The following is an 18,057-nucleotide window of genomic DNA, read 5'->3' as shown; positions in this document are numbered from 1 at the left end:
CGTCCAGCGGGATCGCGATGTTCGTCGTCGTACCGCTGATCGTGCGAGCAGTCACATCCCGAGGACGAGGAGCAGCATTCTTCTCCTCATCCACCGCGAGGATCTGGATAGTGATGTATCCCGCGTCCACCTGACCGTTCTCGTCCACGGCGTTGTACGTCGCGTAGACCGTCTTCGCCTCAGGACCGGCACGGAAGCGCACCGCATCCTGCGACACGAACGCCTCACCGTCCTCGGGATCGATGAACGGCTCCACCAGCTCCGGCTGCACGTGCAGCGTCAGGTCATTGGGGTGCGTGTCGTTGTCCAGCACCGGGATCGTGACCACATCACCCGCACGCACCACCGCGGTGTCGTCATTCGCCACCGGCGGCAGCAGCTTGTCCGGCGCGGGGATCGGAATCACCACCACATCGCCCTCAGCGGTCTTGGACCCGTTGGAGATCCGGTACTTGATCCGCACCTGCTCGTCCAGACCGCCCTGGTCACCGATCCGCAGTGTCTCGTGGTTCAGCACCGACACCGAGACTCCGCTGCCTGGCTCGACCGTCACCGACTGGACGACCAGCAGCCCGCCCGCAGGATCGGTGTCGTTGTTCAGCACGCCGACGAGCACCTCGCCGCCGGTGGGCAGCAGCGCCACATCGCGCACCGCGATCGGCGCGCGATCCTCTTCGGTCTGCTCCTCGACATCGATGCGCACGAGCCCGGTCGCCGACGGCACACCGGCCGTGACGAGGTACTGCACGTAGTAAGTGCCGGGAGCCTGCGTCTTGAACGTGAACGTCTTGTTGGGGTAGTCGGGGGTGATGGTCGTGCCGTCGACATCCCCCACGCTCGCGAGACGCAGCGGCTCCTTGCTCGAGCTGGTGTCGTTCGCCAGCGGCGACACCGTCACCTGCTGACCGACCTTGGTCACCACGTGATCCGCGTTGGTCTTCGGCAGCGTCGATCCGACCGGACGCACATCCAGCTGAATCACACCGGTCGCCAGCTCTCCCGAGCCGTCGGCGACGACGACCTGCACCTCGTGGCGGCCGGGCGGGCTCGACACGGCTCGATACGTGATCTGTCCATCAGTCGTGAAGTCGACCTCGTCGCCCCCTGCGGCGACCACATCCTTCAGATAGACGTCGTCACCATCCGGGTCGATCCAGTCCGGCAGCACGTTGTACGACACCGTGCCGCCCGCCTCCACAGCCAGGGAGCTCTTCCGCTTCGGCTTAGGAGCGCCGTTCACACTCCAGTCGTGCACCGACACCGTGACCTTCGCCGTGTCCGTGCCTTTACGACCGTCATCGACCTCATACTCGAAGGTCGCCGCACCGGACGCGTCCTCCGGCACCGCGATCTGCAATGCACTGCCGTTGTTGATCGGCTGCACCTCACCGACCGAGGGCTGCTTGCTCGACAGAGACGCCACCAGCACGTCACCGTCGGCGTCGGTGTCGTTGTCCAGCACCGGCAGGAACGTCGTACCGCCAGGACGCACACCGAACTCGTCGTCCTCGGCGACCGGCGCCGTGTTCTTGTCGCTGCGCTCCGGGAGTGATGTCTCCACCGTCTCCTCGGTGGTGTTCTCCTCTTCCTCGGTCTCGCCCTCCGGAGGAGTGATGTCGTTCCAGTTGTCGACCTGCTGCAGACTGTCGGTGGCGATCCAGGCCATGCCGCCGATGACATCGTTCAGCACCACGACGTCCCTGTTCACGCGGAAGGTCAGACTCGCCGACGGCTTCAGACCAGGGATCCGCTCCGACAGGTCGCTCCCGTCGCCCGCGCAATCGCGCACGAATGCACCGGAACCGGCCCATGCACCGTACGTGCACCCGGCGACATGGACCGGCGCCGCGGGGACGCCCTGTCCCTTGACGCTCGTCGCGGCCGCCTCGCCGCCGTCCAGCGGCACGCGCAGCAGCGCGGAACCGGTCGCCACGGCGACGGCATCGGTGTCGCCGGATGCCTGCTGCAGCACCGCGGAGTCGGCGTCGTCGATCTCCGTGCGGAAACCGCCGGGTGTCATGACGACGCCCTGCTCGCGGTCGAGCACCACCGGCGTCGCGCCCACCGCCGTGATCGACGGCTCGCTGCCTGCCTTCAGCCCGTCCACGGCGGCCGACGTCGGCTCTCCCGGGTCGCCCTGCGGGCTGACCGGGATCGTGTACACCGCGGACTCTGCGGGCGACACGGCATAGACGGTGCCGTCGTCACCGACGGTGACGTCGGCGTCCTTGCCGAGCTCCGCCACCGGCTCGCTGGCCGCGAACTCGAATCCGCTGAGGTTCTGCGGCGGGACGACCCAGAGGTCGCCGGAGCCGGGATCGAGGATGGCCGTGGTCTGGTCGCCCAGCGCCACCTTCGCCGACCCGGGGATGCTCGTCGCGTCACCGAGCGCGACCGTGGCGGGGTCGACCGGGGTCAGCGTCGCCTCGTCGCGATTGACGACGACGACAGTCGACTCGTCCTGCAGGATGTCGAACTCCTGGCCGGTCGTGCGCAGACCGCCGTCGAGCAGCGTCGACTCGTTGTTGAAGTGCCCCACCAGCAGGTCCGACGACTTCGTGATCCACACGCCACCGTCGTTCAGATCGACCTCGGTCGTGGGGTTGCCGTCGTACGCCAGCGCCAGCGTGGTGATCGTCACCGCACCGACGGTCACCGCAGCCGCCGAGGCCAACGTCTTCGGCCGCGTCCTGAGCCAGCCAAACGCCTTCATACCGGTTCTCCTGCGATGCTCATCGATGTCAGTCCGCCCTCGGCGCTGTCCACACGGTCCCCAGGCACGTCCGCCCATCGTAAGTCATCGACCCTGCACACCACGATGGGGAGCACTGCCCATCCTTCAAACGGCGCGCCAGCAGCCCTCCACGTGGTCGTCCACCATTCCCGCGGACTGCATCAGCGCGTACATGGTCGTGGGGCCGACGAACCGGAATCCGCGCCGCCGCAGCTCCTTGCTCAGCGCGGCGGATGCCGGGATCACAGCCGCCACGTCCGACAGCGCCGCCGGCCGCACGGCGGCGGCAGGCGGAGCGAACGACCACATCAGCTCGTCGAGCTCGCCGTCGGCCATCGCGTCCACCAGGGCGGCGTTGCCGATCACGGCCTCGATCTTGGCGCGGTTGCGCACGATCCCGGCATCCGTCATCAACCGCTCGACGTCGTCGCCATCGAACCGCGACACGACGGCCGGATCGAAACCGCGGAACACCTCGCGGAAGCGCGGGCGCTTGCGCAGGATCGTGATCCAGCTGAGACCCGCCTGGAACCCCTCGAGCGACATCTTCTCGAACAGCGCACGGTCTCCGCGCAGCGGCACGCCCCATTCCTCGTCGTGGTAGCGCCGGTACTCGTCGTCGTCGCCGACCCAGGCGCAGCGTGCGCGCCCATCGGACGCGGTCAGGAGGGAAGCCATGCTCCCCACGCTATCCGGAGCCGCCGACGCGAGCGGATGCGCGGCTCAACCGGCCAGGTACCGGTCGAGCGGGTCGAGCAGCGGCTGCGAGCGCGAGTCGGCGACCGCGGCGGCGCCGACGGCGCACGCGCCCGCCAGAGCACGTCCGGCCTCGATGCCCTGAGCGAGCCCGATGGTGAGTGCCGCGCAGAACGCGTCGCCGGCGCCGACGGTGTTCACCACCTCGGTCTTCACCGCCGGGGCGGCGGCGACCCGAACTCCGTCCTCGAACAGCTCCGCACCGTCACCGCCGTAGGTCACCGCCACGCGCCTGGCAGTGCGCAGCGCGGGGATGAGAGCGAACTCGGTCTCGTTCACGATGATCAGGTCGGCTCGCTCGAGCACGTCGTCGGGGAGGTCCATGGCCGGAGCCGCGTTGAGCGCGAAGAAACCCGTCGCCTTGGATGCCAGACGGCGGATGACGTCCATCGAGACCTCGAGCTGGGCCAGCACCGCCTCATCGGCGCCGAAGTCGACGCCGTCGAGGCTCACGGCGCCGTTGGCCCCCTCGCACACCGCGATCTGGTTCTCGCCGGCGCGATCGACGACGATCAGCGCGACGCCGGTGGGTTCCGCGGCGGTACGCACGTCCGCCACGTCCACACCCGCCTCGATCAACGACTGCCGCATGGCTTCCCCGTCCGCATCGGGGCCGACCGCACCGATCATGCGCGTGCGGGCGCCCAGCCGTGCGGCGGCCGCGGCCTGGTTCGCGCCCTTCCCGCCGGCTTCGCGCACCAGCCTGCCGCCGCCGACGGTCTCGCCGGCCTCTGGCAGCCGCTCGGTGCGCGCAGTCAGGTCGACGTTGATGCTGCCGACGACGGCGAGCGAGACGGGGTCGGTCATGATTCCTCCGGAGCCGTTTTCTGGGTCACTGCGCGGTCTGCACGACGGACAGCACGCCGGCCTTCGCCGACACGATGCACTTGGCAAGGTACACGGGGCCGGCGGCGACGGATGCGGTCTGGGTGAGGATCAGCACGGGGTCGGTCTCGTCGAGTCCGAGCAGTTCTCCGCGCGAGGAGCCGACGACGCCGGCGGTCACCTCGCACACCGCAGACACGAAGGATGCCGCGCCGCGCTGCGCGAGTGCGGCGAGGAGGCTGGATGCATCGCCTGCAGCCTCCTCGAGCACGGCGGCGATCGGCGTGCTGATGTCGCTGAGGTAGCGCCCGGCGGGCAGGTGCTCCTGCAGCAGGGCGACGGGCTCACCGGCTCGCTCGATGACGCTCTCCCGGAACCAGGTGTTGGCCTCGGCGTCGAGGCCGAGCCGGCCGCCGACGAAGTCGGTGGAGGGCTGCAGCACGAACTCCAGCTGGCGCACGCCTACGTCATCACCGGCATCCGCCAGCGCCTCCTCGAGGGGGCGGAGCTCCTCCAGCCCGACCACCGGAAGCGCGTCGGCGACGAAGCGCCCGACGCCGCGGCGAGTGCTGATCAGCCCGTCCTCCTCGAGCAGCATGAGCGCCTCGCGCACGACGGTGCGGGACACGCCGAGCGCTGCGCCGAGCTCGGTCTCGCGAGGCAGTGCGGATGCCAGGGGGAAGATACCCGCGCGGATGCCCTCGGCCAGCCGCGAGTAGACCGCGACGCGGAGGGGCTGGCCGACGGACACCGTCAGTGGTCGGTCCAGGAACTGCTGGGTCGCCGTCATCGCGCCTCCTTCTGGTTGCACGGAACATCGTGCCTCGCCGGCAATTCAATCACGTCCGACCGGTCTTGCAGATGTTCTACCTGAGAGGTATAACATCATATTGCTTGGGAGCCGCGGTCCGCGGCCCTCATCCCGGACAAAGGAGTCGACTTGCCGACCACACCCGACGCATCCGTCATCGATCGGCCCGCGGCGATCCGCGGCGGCCGTGCCCTCGCCCTCGTCTCGACGCTGATCCTCACCGTCGTCGCCTTCCAGCTGAACTCGAGCATGATCACCCCGGCGCTGCCGGACATCTCCGCCCAGCTCGGCGCCCCGATGGACGCCGTGTCGCAGGTGTCGTCGCTGTTCTTCCTCGCCGGCGCAGTAGGCGGCGTCGTACTCGCCCGCTGGAGCGACTTCATCGGCCGAAAGCGCGCCCTCCTGATCGTGCTGGCCCTCATCGTGCTGGGCACCGTGCTGTGCATCTTCGCGCCGAACCTTCCGGTGCTGCTGCTCGGCCGCGTGCTGCAGGGCGCCTCCAGCGCGGCGTTCCAGATCTCGTACGTGATCCTGGCCGAGACCCTGCCTGCCGCGGTCTTCCCCACCACGCTCGGAGTGCTCACCGCCATCAACGGCGGCGTGGGCGGCGTTGATGGCTGGATCGGCGGACTGCTCGCCGACGAGTTCGGGTTCCGATCGCTGTTCGTCGTGATCCTCGTCGTGGCCGTGGTGGCGATCGTCTGCGTGGCCTTCGCCGTGCCCCGCGACGGCGAGCCGTCCTCGACGGGCCGGATGGACTGGTGGGGCGCGGCCGCGCTCTCGGCCGGCCTGATCTGCATCACCTACTTCGTCTCGACAGGCTCGGCCCAGGGCTGGTTCGCACCGCTCACGCTGGCTTTCCTGGCCGGCACGGTGGTGTCGTTCGTGCTCTTCGTCGTCATCGAGAAGCGCCGCCGCACTCCGCTCATCGCCGTGCACCACCTGCGCTCGCGCCAGGTGTGGCCGGTGCTCGCGACCACCGTGCTCACGCTGTCGAGCGTGTTCGCCGTGATCAACTTCACCGTCGTCATCCTCAGCCAGGACGAGACCGTCGGCTTCGGACTGAACGCATCCACCTCGGCGCTGCTCTTCCTCGCGCCGCCGGCCATCATCGGCCTGGCCGCTGCTCCCGTGTCCGGATGGCTCGCCGGCCGGTTCGGCTGGATCCCGATGCTGCGCATCGGCATGGTGCTCTCGGTGCTGACCCTGATCGTCATCGCCATCGCACCGCAGAGCCAGTGGATGGTGTTCGCCATGATCGCCGTGCTCGGTGTGGCGTACAACGGACTGGTGCTCACCACCACCAACGGCCTCGGCGTGCTGCAGTCCCCCACCGAGGCACCGGCGATTCTGCCGAGCATGAACAGCACGGCGTTCGGCTTCGGGGCCAGCCTGGGCATCGCCATCGTCGCGCCGTTCGTCGCATCCGGCGGCATCGGCGGCTACACCACTGCACTGTGGATCTCGGTCGGGATCAGCGTGCTCGCCCTGACCGCCACCCTGTTCATCGTGCCGAAGACCGACCGCCCGTGACCATGCACTCCACCGAGAGCACCGCAGAGAAGGAGCACCCGTTGCCCGCATCCGACTTCCGCCCGCTGTACTTCGACTGCGACACCGGGATCGACGACTCGCTCGCGCTGGCGTACCTGCTGGCGTCACCCGAGGTGGAGCTGGCGGGCATCGGCACCGTGTGCGGCAACACCGGCGCCGCGCAGGCGGCGCGGAACACCCTCGGCCTGCTCGCCCTCGCCGGCCGCGACGACGTGCCGGTCGCCGTCGGCCGGCACGACTTCCTCACGCACGCGTTCGACGGCGGGGCGAAGCATGTGCACGGCGAGAACGGCGTCGGGAACGTGACGCTGCCGGAACCGTCCCGCGCGCCGGCCGAGGGCACGGCCGCCGAGATGCTGATCCGGCTCTCTCACGAGTACGCCGGCACGCTCGAGGTCGTGGCCGTCGGACCTCTGAGCAACCTCGCCACGGCCCTCGAACTCGACCCGACGCTTCCCTCCCGGGTGGCGCGGGTGACACTGATGGGCGGAGCCGCACTCGTGGCAGGGAACATCAGCCCGGTGGCCGAGGCGAACATCGGCAACGACCCGGCAGCCGCGGCGGCCGTCCTCGCCGCGCCCTGGCCCGTGGTCGTCGCCCCGTTGGACGTGACCCTGGAGAACGTCTTCGAGGAGGAGCACCGCGCGCTGCTGCTGGCCTCGGACTCACCCGTGGCGCGAGCCGTCGGCGAGATGCTCGACTTCTACATGGACTTCTACGTCGCGACCTACGGCGTGCGATGCTCCGCGCTGCACGATCCGCTCGCTGCGGCGCTCGCGGTCGGCCAGGTGGTGCCGACGAACGCGCCCGCCGTTCCGGTGACCGTCGACACGACTGACGGCCCCGGGCGCGGTCAGCTCATCGCCGACCTGCGCGGCCAGCGCGTCGGCCCGTTCGATCACGCCGGCGCCAATGTGCGCATCGTGCTGTCGACGGATGCTCCGCTCGCCGGCATCCTGGCCGAGCGAGTGGCCAACCCGCCGCGCTGATCCCGCGGAGAACCTGGCGAATGTCGCATTTGGCCGCATCCGGCGTCCGGATGCGGCCAATTGCGACATTCCTCGAAGGGGTCAGGCGCGCTTCTGCTGCTTGCGCAGTTCCTTCTCCGAGATCGGAGCCTGGCCGGAGGCCTTCAGCGCGGCGTAGTGCGCGCGCGCCTCGTCCTGCCGCTGCTGCTCGATACCCGAGGCGATGGGTGCGCGGACGTGCTCCGGCTCGTAGCCGAAGGCGTTCACGAGGTCGAGCGCATAGGGGCGCAGCCGCGCGCACAGCCGATCGATGTAGCTCGAGACGGCGGCGGCGCGCTGGGTGGAGAGCCGGCCGTTGATGAGGTGCCAGGCGAGGTGCTTCTCGATCAGCTGCAGTCCGAACAGGTCGCGCAGCCAGGTGAGCACCTTCTTGGTCTCGGCGTCCTCGACCTTGTGCACGGCGTCGGTGAACGCCTCCCACTGCAGCAGCTCGCCATGCGCGCGGGCCGCCTCGATGAGCTCGGCCTGGTTCTCGTTGAACAGCTTCTCGCCGAGGACCTTGTCCTTGCCGGCGGGGCGGAGACGCCCTGCGATATCGGCGACCATCTGCTGCACGCGCTCGGTCAGCAGCTCGTGCTGCTGCTCCTCGCGCAGGCCCAGCTCCACTGAACGAGCGGTGGACCCGAGATCGGCGACCGCCTGGCCGAGTGCCCGGAGCCCTGCGCCGTGGAACACCTTGCCGGCGGTCTGGCCGACCGCGTACTTGGCCAGCGCCGCGGCATCCTTGCCCTTGAACTGCTTCGCGTAGTCGGTGAGCAGACGCTTGCCGACCAGCTGCAGCAGGATGTTGTTGTCGCCCTCGAAGGTGACGTAGATGTCCAGGTCCTGTCGCAGGCCGACCAGGCGGTTCTCGAACATGAAGCCGGCTCCGCCGCAGGCCTCGCGGGCCTCCTGCAGCGTGTCCAGGGCGTGCCAGGTCGACAGCGGCTTGAGCGCCGCGGCGAGGGTCTCGAGGTCCTCGCGGTCGTTCGGCGTGTCCGTGCGGCCGGAGAACACGCCGTCGAACTTCTGCAGGAACTCGTCGTGCGCGAAGATCTGCGCGTAGGTGGTGGCCAGACGCGGCAGCAGACGGCGCTGGTGCTTGCCGTAGTCGAGCAGCACGACCTCCTGCCCGTCGGCGCCGTCGAACTGGCGGCGCTGCGTGGCGTAGGTGATCGCGATGTACAGGCCGAGGGCGGATGCCCACGACGAGGCGCCATCGAGCGAGACGCGCCCCTGCACCAGGGTGCCGAGCATCGTGAAGAAGCGGCGACCAGGGCTGTCGATCGAGCTGGTGTACGTGCCGTCGGCGGCGACGTCGCCGTACTTGTTCAGCAGGTTGATCCGAGGGACGCGCACGTGGTCGAAGCTGAGCCGGCCGTTGTCGATGCCGTTCAGGCCGCCCTTGAGGCCGTCGTCCTCTCGGCCGATGCCGGGCAGGTCGACGCCGTCATCGCCGCGCAGCGGCACGTAGAAGCAGTGCACGCCGTGGTTCACGCCGTTCGTGATCAGCTGCGCGAACACGGTCGCCGCACTGGCGTGCAGGGCCGCGTTGCCGAGGTATTCCTTGGTCGCCGCGCGGAACGGCGTGTTGATGACGAACTCCTCCGTCTCGGGGTCGTAGGTCGCCGTGGTGCCCACCGCGGCGACATCCGATCCGTGCCCGATCTCGGTCATCGCGAACGCACCGGGGACGGAGAGGTCCATGATGCCTGGCAGCCACTTCCGGTGGTGCTCGGCCGTGCCGAGCTGCAGCACTGCCGAGCCGAACAGTCCCCACTGCACGCCCGACTTGATCTGCAGGCTGGGGTCGGCGGCGACCAGCTCCTCGAAACCGGCGATGTTGGCGCCGTTGTTCTCGGCGCCGCCGAACTCCTTCGGGAAGGCGCGGTGCACGGCCTTGTTCTCGACCAGCAGGTGCATCTGCGTGAGCACTCGCTCGCGGTGCTCGTCCTTGCCGAGCGAGTCGTCGCGCCAGAACGCCGAATCCTTGATCAGCTCCCGCGACTCGCGGCGAGTGTCGGCCCAGGTGCCCATCAGCAGCTCGCCCAGGCGAGCGACATCGATCTGCGGGGCAGGCGTGGAGGTGCGAACGGCGGCGTCGACCATGGTGAATCCTCTCGAGAGGGAGTCCGGGGATGATTCGATGGTAGGTCTACGACAACACTCGGGGAACTCCACTGTGGAACATCCCCAATCGGATGCCGCACCCCCCTCGCTCACTGTTGTCGCGACCCCACACCCGGCCGTGACCGCGCGGCCGGACCGCCGTCACTCGATCGCGTCGTCCGCTCGCTCGCGCCGACGTGTGCTGCCGTGCTCGGGGATGAGCCCGAAGTCGGTGAGCAGCTCACCGATCTGCGTGCCGTCGAGCTTGGCGAACAGCCGGTTGCGCAGGATGGCCGGCCCGGGCAGGCTCACATCGGCGCCGTCCCGCATCCGGCTCGTCGCGTTCAGCAGCGCCCGGATGTCGTAGGTCGAGCCGAACACCTCCGGCACACCGCGCTCCACGCCGAGCAGGCGGTAGGCGGCCTCCATGCCGGTGCGCACCGAGTACTCGGTCGTGAAGATGCAGTCGCGCGTGGTCTCGGCGAACTGGCCGATGAACGCGAAGTTCTGCGCCCCCTCGGGCACCACGTCCGGCCGGTCTCCGGCCTTGCGCGGCATGAAGAACGAGGTGACGTACGGCATCATCACCGGCACGGCCGTCGCCGCGTCGCGCGCGAGTTCGTCGATCTGGTCGACCGGAACTCCCAGGTGGTAGAGCCACTCCCGCGTGATCTCCTCACCGGTGGACTCCTGCAGCGTCTTGCCGGTGTAGTCGCCGGGCACGTCGACGAACAGGCCGTACACCCAGACCACGATCTGGTCGGCGGGCTGGTTCTTGAAGTGCGGCTGCCGGTTGACGGTCCAGCTCATCAGCCACGACGAGTCGCGCGCCGTCACGATGCCGCCGGTGACGACCTTGCCGCTGAAGGGGTCGCGCTTGGCGATCCGCTCGATGTACTCCGGGATGCGCCGGTCCAGCGTGGTCACCGTCGCCGACTCCCACTTGGTCTTCTCGATGTCGCCGCAGAACACCTCCGGGCGGCCGAAGGACGGATCCTTCGCCGCGATGTTCTGCCACAGCGCCCAGCCTGCCGCCGGCGAGGCATCCACCTTCGCGGCGGTGTGCCGGTCGCCCTCGTCCGAGTTCTCGGTGAGGCCGCCGATCGTGGCGAGCACGAGATCGTCGGCGCCGAGGTCGACGCCGCCGGACTCGCCGTCGCGGGTCCAGTGGATGCGAGTGGCCCGCTTGCCGGCATCCGAGATCTCGAAGTCGATGTCGGTCACCTGCGTGTCGAAGTGGAACGTCACACCCTGGTCGAGCAGCCAGCGGTACATCGGCAGCACCAGCGACTCGTACTGGTTGTACTTGGTGAACTTCAGCGCCGACAGGTCGGGAAGACCCCCGATGTGGTGCACGAACCGGTGCAGGTACAGCTTCATCTCGAGGGCGGAGTGCCACTCCTCGAAGGCGAACATGGTGCGCCAGTACAGCCAGAAGTTGCTCCTCAGGAACTCGTCCGAGAACACCTCGTCGATCCGCTTGTCCTCCATGTCCTCGCGAGTGGCGAGGTAGACGTGCAGCACCTCGCGCTGCGCCTTCTCGCTGAGCGCGAAGCGGTTGTCCGTGTGGGCGTCCTGCCCCTGCTTCTCGGTGACGCGGCACAGCGAGAAGTTCGGATCGTCCTTGTTCAGCCAGTAGAACTCGTCGAGCACGCTGGCGCCCTCGATCTCGAGCGAGGGGACGGTGCGGAAGGCGTCCCACAGGCACTCCATGTGGTCTTCCATCTCGCGACCGCCGCGGATCACGAACCCCTTCTTCGGCTTGCGGATGCCGTCCAGCGCACCACCGGGAAGAGGCAGACGCTCGAGAATGGTGATGCGGTCACCGCTGAGCTGCCCGTCCCGGATCATGAACAGGGCCGAAGACATCGACGCGAGGCCCGCTCCCACGAACCAGGCGGACTTGCGATCGACTCCCTCCGGCTTGCGCGGCCTCGCGAACGCCTCGTAGTTCCCGGTGCTGTAGTACATGCCTCGCCCCTCCCGAAGATGAATACGTGCCGAACCTAACGCGGCACGGGCGAAATGGCCAGGGACGCTCGCCGGACTTTTTCCACCGTTCACCGGGATCGGCACCTGCGGCGAGATCACCACCGCCTGACGACGGTCAGTTCGCGGCGATGACCTCGAGCACCGCCTCGCCGTAGGCGTCGCGCTTCTTGGCGCCGATGCCGGTGATGCCGTCGAGCGCCGAGGGCGACGCGGGACGGTGCTCCGCCAGCGCGCGCAGTGTGGCATCGCCGAACACGATGTACGCCGGCACACCCTGCTCGCGGGCGGTCTCGGCGCGCCAGGCACGCAGCGCCTCGAACAGCGGCCGGTCGCCGGCATCCAGCGAATCGGATGCCGCAGACTTGCGCGTCTTCGCCACGGACACCCGCCCGATGATGTCCTTGCGCAGCGGCACCGGCGTCTCGCCACGCAGCACGCCCGCGGCCGCCTCGCCCGGCGCGAGGGTGCCGTACTCGCCCTGCGCCACGAGGATGCCGCCGGCGAGCAGCTGCCGCACGACGCTGCGCCAGTCCTGCTCGGACAGGTCGCCGCCGATGCCGTAGGTGGCGATCTTCTCGTGCCCGAACCTGCGGATGCGCTCGGTGGACGAGCCGCGCAGGATGTCGATGATCTGTCCTGCGCCGAACGCCTGGTTGCGCTCGCGCTTGAGGCGCACGATCGTGGACAGCAGCTTCTGCGCGGGGATCAGCCCGTCGAAGGTCTCGGGCGGTTCGAGGCAGGTGTCGCAGTTGCCGCACCCTTCGACTCTCCCGGCTCCGCCGGTTTCGCTCAGGGACCGAGCCTCCGGAAGGGTCTGCCCGAAGTACTCGAGCAGGTTCTGCCGACGGCACGAGACCGTCTCGCACAGCGCGAGCATGGCGTCGAGGTGCTGCCCCATGCGCATCTTGAAGGTGCGGTCGCCCGGGCTCTGGTCGATGAGCCGGCGCTGCTGCACGACGTCGCCCAGGCCGTAGGCCATCCACGCCACCGACGGCTCGCCGTCGCGCCCGGCACGGCCGGTCTCCTGGTAGTAGCCCTCGACCGACTTGGGCAGGTCGATGTGCGCCACGAACCGGACATCCGGCTTGTCGATGCCCATGCCGAACGCGATCGTGGCGACCATGACGACGCCCTCCTCCCGCAGGAAGCGCGCCTGATTCGCCGCGCGCACCTCGGCAGGGAGACCCGCGTGGTACGGCAGCGCGTCGAAGCCCTGAGCGACCAGGTGATCGGCGGTCTGCTCGACCGACTTGCGGCTGAGGGCGTAGACGATGCCGGCAACGGGACCCGCCTCGGCCATGGAGCGGATGAAGGCGACCAACTGCCTGCGCGGGTCGACCTTCGGCACGATCCGGTACTGGATGTTGGGGCGGTCGAAGCTCGCGACGAAGTGCTGCGCGCCGTCGAGGTGCAGCCGCTCCGTGATCTCCTGGTGCGTGGCACGGGTGGCGGTGGCGGTGAGCGCCATGCGGGGCACCCCGGGGAACCGCTCGCCGAGGTCGCCCAGAGCCAGGTAGTCGGGCCGGAAGTCGTGACCCCACTGCGACACGCAGTGCGCCTCGTCGATCGCGATCACGCTGAGCGTGCCGCGCTGCAGCAGCGCCGTGGTCTGCGCGTTCGCGAGCCGCTCCGGCGCGACGTAGATGAGGTCGAGCTCGCCGGCCAGGTAGTCGCGCTCCACCGCGCGTCGCTCGTCGAGCGACTGGGTGGAGTTGAGGTACGCGGCCCGCACGCCGTTGGCGCGCAGCGCGTCGACCTGGTCGTGCATCAGCGCGATCAGCGGGCTGATCACCAGTCCGGTGCCCTCGCGCACCAGCGCGGGCACCTGGTAGGTGATCGACTTGCCGCCGCCGGTGGGCATGAGCACGACGGCGTCGCCGCCGGCGACCACCTGCTCGACGATCGCGGCCTGATCGCCCCGGAACGCGTCGTAGCCGAACACGGTGCGCAGCGCCTCGAGCGGCGTCGGGTAGCGGCTGGGCGCGGGACGGCCCTGCACGGGACCGGCCTGCGCTGTGGCGGATGCCGGCGGAGCTGCCTGTGCGACCGGTGCCATGGGGCCCTGACCCCAGTCCAGCGGCGGTTCGTAGCCGTCCTCCGGCGGTATCCAGTCGAGGTCCTCCGGCTCACCCCAGGGCTCGTCCGGGTACGGCGGCTCGTCGTACGAGGGCGTGTGCTGCGGCATCCCTCCAGGGTAACCACCGCCGCCGACGCCGGCCGTCGTTCTCCACAGCCGCGTTCCCCCCAGTTCCGGTCTCACTCGTTGCGGGTTCCGGCCGCCGACCACCCGCAACCATCCGAACCGGAACGCCGCGTCCGTCTTCCGCATCTGCTCCGGTCGCACTCGTTGCGGGTGTCCGGGACGGAACACCCGCAAGCAGTGAGACCGGAGCCGAGGGAGAGATCGGACACGACGGAGGGCCGGGGCCCACACGGAAGGCCGGGACCCCGCGGGAGCCCGGCCTTCCGTGTGACTGCTACTTCGCGTCGACGGTCAGCACCGTCCGCACCGCGGAGTCGCCGTACTGCACGACGCCGAGGTACTTGCCCGTGTCGAGTCCCGACCAGCCGAGATCGTAGCTCGTCGCCTGGCCGCGCGTCGCGGCGAGCGGGTTCGGCGTCGCGGTGAGCGAGCCCTCCCCGGCCTTCTGCACGTTGGCGTAGGTCATGTCCCAGGTCATCGGGTCGGTCGTGCTGTAGATGTTCGCGACCACGAGGTAGGTGCCCGCGGTCGGTGCCGCCACCGTGACCTGCTCGTCGGCCGAGGCCGTCGCCGACTGCCACTTCTCGTAATAGCGCAGGTCGTCCGGCGCGACGACGCGGAAGACGGTCAGGTCGAGGTCGCTGCCCGAGTCGTCGGACGAGTCGAGGTCGAACCGCGAGAGCGTGGTGCCCTCGGGAACGTCCACGATCCACGCGACGTCCTTGTTGTCGTCGCCGGACTTCTCGTCGCCGCTGTGGCCGTCGACGGGGTTGGCCTCGTCGACGAGCATCGTGAACGGAGCCAGACCGCTGAGGTTCAGCGGCAGGTCACCGTTCAGACCCGGCGTGATCTCGACCGTGGTGGTGCCGTCCGCGCCGGTGCCCGAGGTCTCGGCCGGAGCATCCGCCGTCACGGGGAACACCGCCAGCGGCGAGCGCACCGTCCCTGCCGACCCCTTCCAGGTGAGCGAGCCGGTGGCCCACTTCTCGACGGGAGCGGAAGTGGCGTCGAACGTGACTGTGAACGACTTCGACTCGCCGGCCTTCGAGAAGTCCAGCGTCGCCGGCGAGACGGTCACGTCCACACCGGGGATCTGCGCCTCGGCGGTGTAGCTGCCCGCGGCGGTCGAGGTCACCGTGCGGGTGACGGTCTGCTCGCTGGCCAGCGTGCCGATCGAGATCGACGCCAGGTTCAGGTCGCTGCCGTCGATCGGCTCGACGCCGTCGAAGGCCGCCAGGCCCTTGCCCTCGAGGAACGCCGCCCAGTCGGCGGCACCGTTCAGGTACAGCAGGCCAGGATTCAGGTAGCGCTTCGGATCGACCTGACCGGCGCCCTGCTGGAACGGGTCGGTGTTGTTCGAGCCGTCGGCGTTCACCGTGTCGTACGCCGTGGTCATCAGCGCGGACTTGATCTCGGCCGGTGCCGCGTTCGGGTGCTCACCGAGGTACAGCGCGCCGAGGCCGGCGACGTGCGGTGAGGCCATCGAGGTGCCCGACAGGATGCCGAAGGTCGGCTGGTGCTTGGCGCGGTTGTTCGTCGCCGCGAGGATCGCGACGCCGGGGGCCGCCACATCGGGCTTCATGACGTCGGAGCCGTCGGCCAGCATCGGGCCGCGGCTCGAGAACCCGGCGATCTGCGGGACGGGGGTCTCCTTGCCGGTGACGTTCTCGCTGACCAGGGTGATCGGCTTGTCCGTGCCGCTGCGCGCGTAGGCCACGACGGCGTCGTGGTGCGCGGCGGCCAGATGCACGGTCGGCACCGAGTGGAAGTCGTTGTCTAGCGAGTCGGCTCCGCCGGGCACGTTCACCAGGACCATGCCGATGCCTCCGGCATCCTTCACGACCTGCGACTTCTCGGCACGCGCGTTCTCACCGCGGTCGCAGACCACGATGTGTCCGCTGACCTTCGCGGGGTCGAGCGTGCCGGGCAGGCAGAGATTCGCGTTCTCACCGGCGGCCGCATCGGCCGCGTAGATCGACGGTCCGGTGACCTTCTCGCCGAACGGCACGCTCACAGAGGCGCCGGCCTGCTGGAAGCCCTCGAACTCGACGGTGCCCTCCCAGGTCGGGATGGTGGATGCCGCGACGGTGGTGTACCACGGCGAGGCATGGTCGGCCGTGGACGCATCCGGACCGCTGTTGCCCGCGCTGACCGCGACGAAGACGCCGGCGGCGGCCGCGTTGAAGAACGAGATGTCCTCCGGGGCGAGCGTCGTGGTCGCGGCTCCGCCTCCGATCGAGTAGTTGATGACGTCGACGCCATCGGCCACCGCGGTGTCGATCGCGCCGAGCAGGTCGCTCAGGGCGCAGATGTCGTCGGTGTTGTCGGCGGGGTCGGGCCCGTCGTAGCAGGCCTTGTACGCGGCGACCTTCGCCGCAGGAGCGACACCCGAGATCGTGCCGAAGTCGACGCCCTCCACCGAGGCCCTCACGCCGAAGTTCCCGGCTGCAGTGCTCGCCGTGTGCGAGCCGTGGCCGGCACCGTCGCGCGGAGACAGCACGTCGTACTGGAAGTCGAAGCCCGCGGCCTGCGCACCCTTGTAGAAGTACTGCCCGCCGACGATCTTCGTCGAGTACGACTTCTTGTCCCACTCCTGACCCTGCACGATCCTGCTGCGGAAGGTCGCACCGTCGGACTTGTCGTAGTAGACGTAGGTGCCGTCGGAATAGGGCTTGTCGCCGGACTGCTTCTGCTTCTTGAGCTGGTCTCCCGCGAAGGACGGGTGCTCCGGCGCGATGCCGGTGTCGACGACGCCGACCACGATGCCCTTGCCGGCATCCTGCAGGCCGCCGAGCTGGTCCCACACGCCACCGGAGCCGTCCTCGTCCTCGCCGAGGCCGAGGAAATCGGTCGAGGACACGGCATCCGGATGCCGGATCTCGTCGGGGTACACGCCGAGGACGTCCTTCGAAGCCTGCAGCTTGCCCACCTGTGCGCCGGTGAGGTCGGCGCTGAAGCCGTTCAGCGTCACCTGATAGGTCTGGTCCGGTGCGACGCCGGTCGCCTGGGCGAGCTTGCGCTGCTCGTTCTCGAGGTGCGCGACGTACTTCTTGGAGTTCTCGGAGCGCGCGTCGAGCTGCTTGCCCTTGCCGGGCTTGGTCGCCTTGAAGCCCTTCGTCTCGCCGGTGTAGGTCGCGAGGGGGTCCGCCTTCATCACCACGATGTAATGGCCGGGCGTCCCCTCGACGGGGGTCGGTGCTGTCACCTCCTCTCCTGCCGCTGCGATTCCTGCTGTCGCTGTCGAGGCGATGAACATCGCTGCGAGGGTGCCCGCGGCGGTGAACATCCGGAGGGGAGTTCTTCTCATGGGGAGTTGTTTCCGATCGTTCCGGCGCGGCAGCAGTGCCGCACCGTTCCTCAACATAGCCCGCGCAGCGGACACCGGTGGTCCGCCCCGCCCGCACCGGATGACCCGCCCTCCGCGCCGGTAAACTCGGGGAATGGCCACCCGACCCGCGCTGAGCACGCGCACCCTGCTCGTCTGCGCTGCGATCGGCGTCGCCACCGGCATCCTGGGCGGGATCGCGGGCTGGATCACGCCTGTCGTGATCCCCACCCTGCCGATGATCTACGGTCTGGTGCTCGGCGTGCACGTCCTGCCGGGCATCATCGCGCAAGAGGTGCTGCGGCTGCCCCTGGTGGCGCTGATGACGCACGTCATTGCAGCACTGATCTCCAGCGCGTTCAATCCGGCCTGGGCGATGCGCTTCATCGGCACTGCACTGTTGTTCGGCGCGATCCAGGAGGGCGTTGCCGCGCTCACGCGGTACCGGGCCTGGGGCGCCTGGCGGTTCTTCATCTCGGCGGTGATCATCGGCGCGATCGTCGCCGTCGTGGTCTGGTTCGTCGTGGACATGGCCGCCCTCGACCTGTGGGTGCGGATCGTGTACCTGATCCTCGCCGTGCTGGGCCCTGTGGCCTGGACCGCCGTGGGACTCGCGATCGGGAACTCGCTGCGCAGGGCCGGCGTCGCAGCCCGTTGAGCTCCGCCGCCCGCTGGCAGATAAGGTGAGGCTCAGCTAAGTTGGAGGGGTACAGCTCCGCCGAGCGCCCTGACCCCGAGGTT

At 69.2% G+C, this 18,057-nt stretch carries 11 protein-coding genes; 3 read left to right on the top strand and 8 right to left on the bottom strand.

Annotation, left to right across the window (positions count from 1 at the left end; genetic code table 11):
• The 4 genes from GON06_RS05840 to GON06_RS05825 all read right to left on the bottom strand — a co-directional run.
• Positions 1 to 2,713 (bottom strand): Ig-like domain-containing protein (locus GON06_RS05840; RefSeq protein ID WP_198346619.1); only part of this gene is annotated, 2,713 nt, incomplete at its 3' end.
• A gap of 126 nt (positions 2,714 to 2,839) precedes the next feature.
• Positions 2,840 to 3,412 (bottom strand): DNA-3-methyladenine glycosylase I, encoded by a 573-nt coding sequence (locus GON06_RS05835; protein ID WP_157311329.1) that lies wholly within the window; start codon positions 3,410 to 3,412, stop codon positions 2,840 to 2,842.
• A gap of 45 nt (positions 3,413 to 3,457) precedes the next feature.
• The gene (locus tag GON06_RS05830) at positions 3,458 to 4,297 is read right to left on the bottom strand and encodes a PfkB family carbohydrate kinase (RefSeq protein WP_157311328.1); all 840 of its coding nucleotides are present in this window, start codon (positions 4,295 to 4,297) and stop codon (positions 3,458 to 3,460) included.
• Positions 4,298 to 4,322: 25 nt separating this feature from the next.
• A complete protein-coding gene (locus GON06_RS05825; RefSeq protein ID WP_157311327.1) occupies positions 4,323 to 5,105 on the bottom strand; it encodes a GntR family transcriptional regulator in 783 nt (260 codons plus the stop codon).
• A gap of 150 nt (positions 5,106 to 5,255) precedes the next feature.
• On the opposite strand from GON06_RS05825, the gene GON06_RS05820 reads away from it, so the two are divergent.
• Both GON06_RS05820 and GON06_RS05815 read left to right on the top strand, forming a co-directional pair.
• On the top strand, positions 5,256 to 6,659 hold the full coding sequence (locus GON06_RS05820) for an MFS transporter (protein ID WP_157311326.1): 1,404 nt from the start codon (positions 5,256 to 5,258) through the stop codon (positions 6,657 to 6,659).
• 2 nt (positions 6,660 to 6,661) lie between these two features.
• Positions 6,662 to 7,669, top strand: coding sequence for a nucleoside hydrolase (locus tag GON06_RS05815; protein WP_157311397.1), 1,008 nt, complete (start codon positions 6,662 to 6,664; stop codon positions 7,667 to 7,669).
• Positions 7,670 to 7,750: 81 nt separating this feature from the next.
• On the opposite strand, the gene GON06_RS05810 is transcribed toward GON06_RS05815, so the two are convergent.
• The 4 genes from GON06_RS05810 to GON06_RS05795 form a co-directional block, all read right to left on the bottom strand.
• Positions 7,751 to 9,796 carry an acyl-CoA dehydrogenase family protein gene (locus tag GON06_RS05810; protein ID WP_157311325.1) on the bottom strand — a complete coding sequence of 682 codons (2,046 nt, stop codon included), beginning with the start codon at positions 9,794 to 9,796 and terminating at the stop codon, positions 7,751 to 7,753.
• Between the two features lie 162 nt (positions 9,797 to 9,958).
• Positions 9,959 to 11,767, bottom strand: a complete 1,809-nt coding sequence (locus GON06_RS05805) for an oleate hydratase (protein WP_157311324.1) — start codon at positions 11,765 to 11,767, stop codon at positions 9,959 to 9,961.
• 136 nt (positions 11,768 to 11,903) lie between these two features.
• Complete coding sequence (gene recQ, locus GON06_RS05800; protein ID WP_157311323.1) at positions 11,904 to 13,973, bottom strand: DNA helicase RecQ; 2,070 nt, start codon at positions 13,971 to 13,973, stop codon at positions 11,904 to 11,906.
• Positions 13,974 to 14,265: 292 nt separating this feature from the next.
• Positions 14,266 to 17,196, bottom strand: a complete 2,931-nt coding sequence (locus GON06_RS05795; RefSeq protein WP_198346618.1) for a S8 family serine peptidase — start codon at positions 17,194 to 17,196, stop codon at positions 14,266 to 14,268.
• Positions 17,197 to 17,431: 235 nt separating this feature from the next.
• Here GON06_RS05795 and GON06_RS05790 point away from each other — a divergent pair, with 235 nt between their 5' ends.
• On the top strand, positions 17,432 to 17,974 hold the full coding sequence (locus GON06_RS05790) for an ECF transporter S component (protein WP_157311321.1): 543 nt from the start codon (positions 17,432 to 17,434) through the stop codon (positions 17,972 to 17,974).
• Positions 17,975 to 18,057 lie beyond the last annotated feature (83 nt).

The organism is Microbacterium sp. MAH-37, assembly GCF_009758255.1.
GTDB lineage: Bacteria > Actinomycetota > Actinomycetes > Actinomycetales > Microbacteriaceae > Microbacterium.
The sequence above is the reverse complement of the archived record's forward strand: the minus strand, read 5'-3'. Positions and strand labels throughout refer to the sequence as shown.

Bases quoted from the DNA above. Each gene is read 5' to 3' on its own strand.
- GON06_RS05835 (WP_157311329.1), bottom strand. From the start codon at position 3,412: ATGGCTTCCCTCCTGACCGCGTCCGATGGGCGCGCACGCTGCGCCTGG.
- GON06_RS05830 (WP_157311328.1), bottom strand. From the start codon at position 4,297: ATGACCGACCCCGTCTCGCTCGCCGTCGTCGGCAGCATCAACGTCGAC.
- GON06_RS05825 (WP_157311327.1), bottom strand. From the start codon at position 5,105: ATGACGGCGACCCAGCAGTTCCTGGACCGACCACTGACGGTGTCCGTC.
- GON06_RS05815 (WP_157311397.1), top strand. From the start codon at position 6,662: ATGCACTCCACCGAGAGCACCGCAGAGAAGGAGCACCCGTTGCCCGCA.
- GON06_RS05810 (WP_157311325.1), bottom strand. From the start codon at position 9,796: ATGGTCGACGCCGCCGTTCGCACCTCCACGCCTGCCCCGCAGATCGAT.
- GON06_RS05805 (WP_157311324.1), bottom strand. From the start codon at position 11,767: ATGTACTACAGCACCGGGAACTACGAGGCGTTCGCGAGGCCGCGCAAG.
- recQ (WP_157311323.1), bottom strand. From the start codon at position 13,973: ATGCCGCAGCACACGCCCTCGTACGACGAGCCGCCGTACCCGGACGAG.
- GON06_RS05790 (WP_157311321.1), top strand. From the start codon at position 17,432: ATGGCCACCCGACCCGCGCTGAGCACGCGCACCCTGCTCGTCTGCGCT.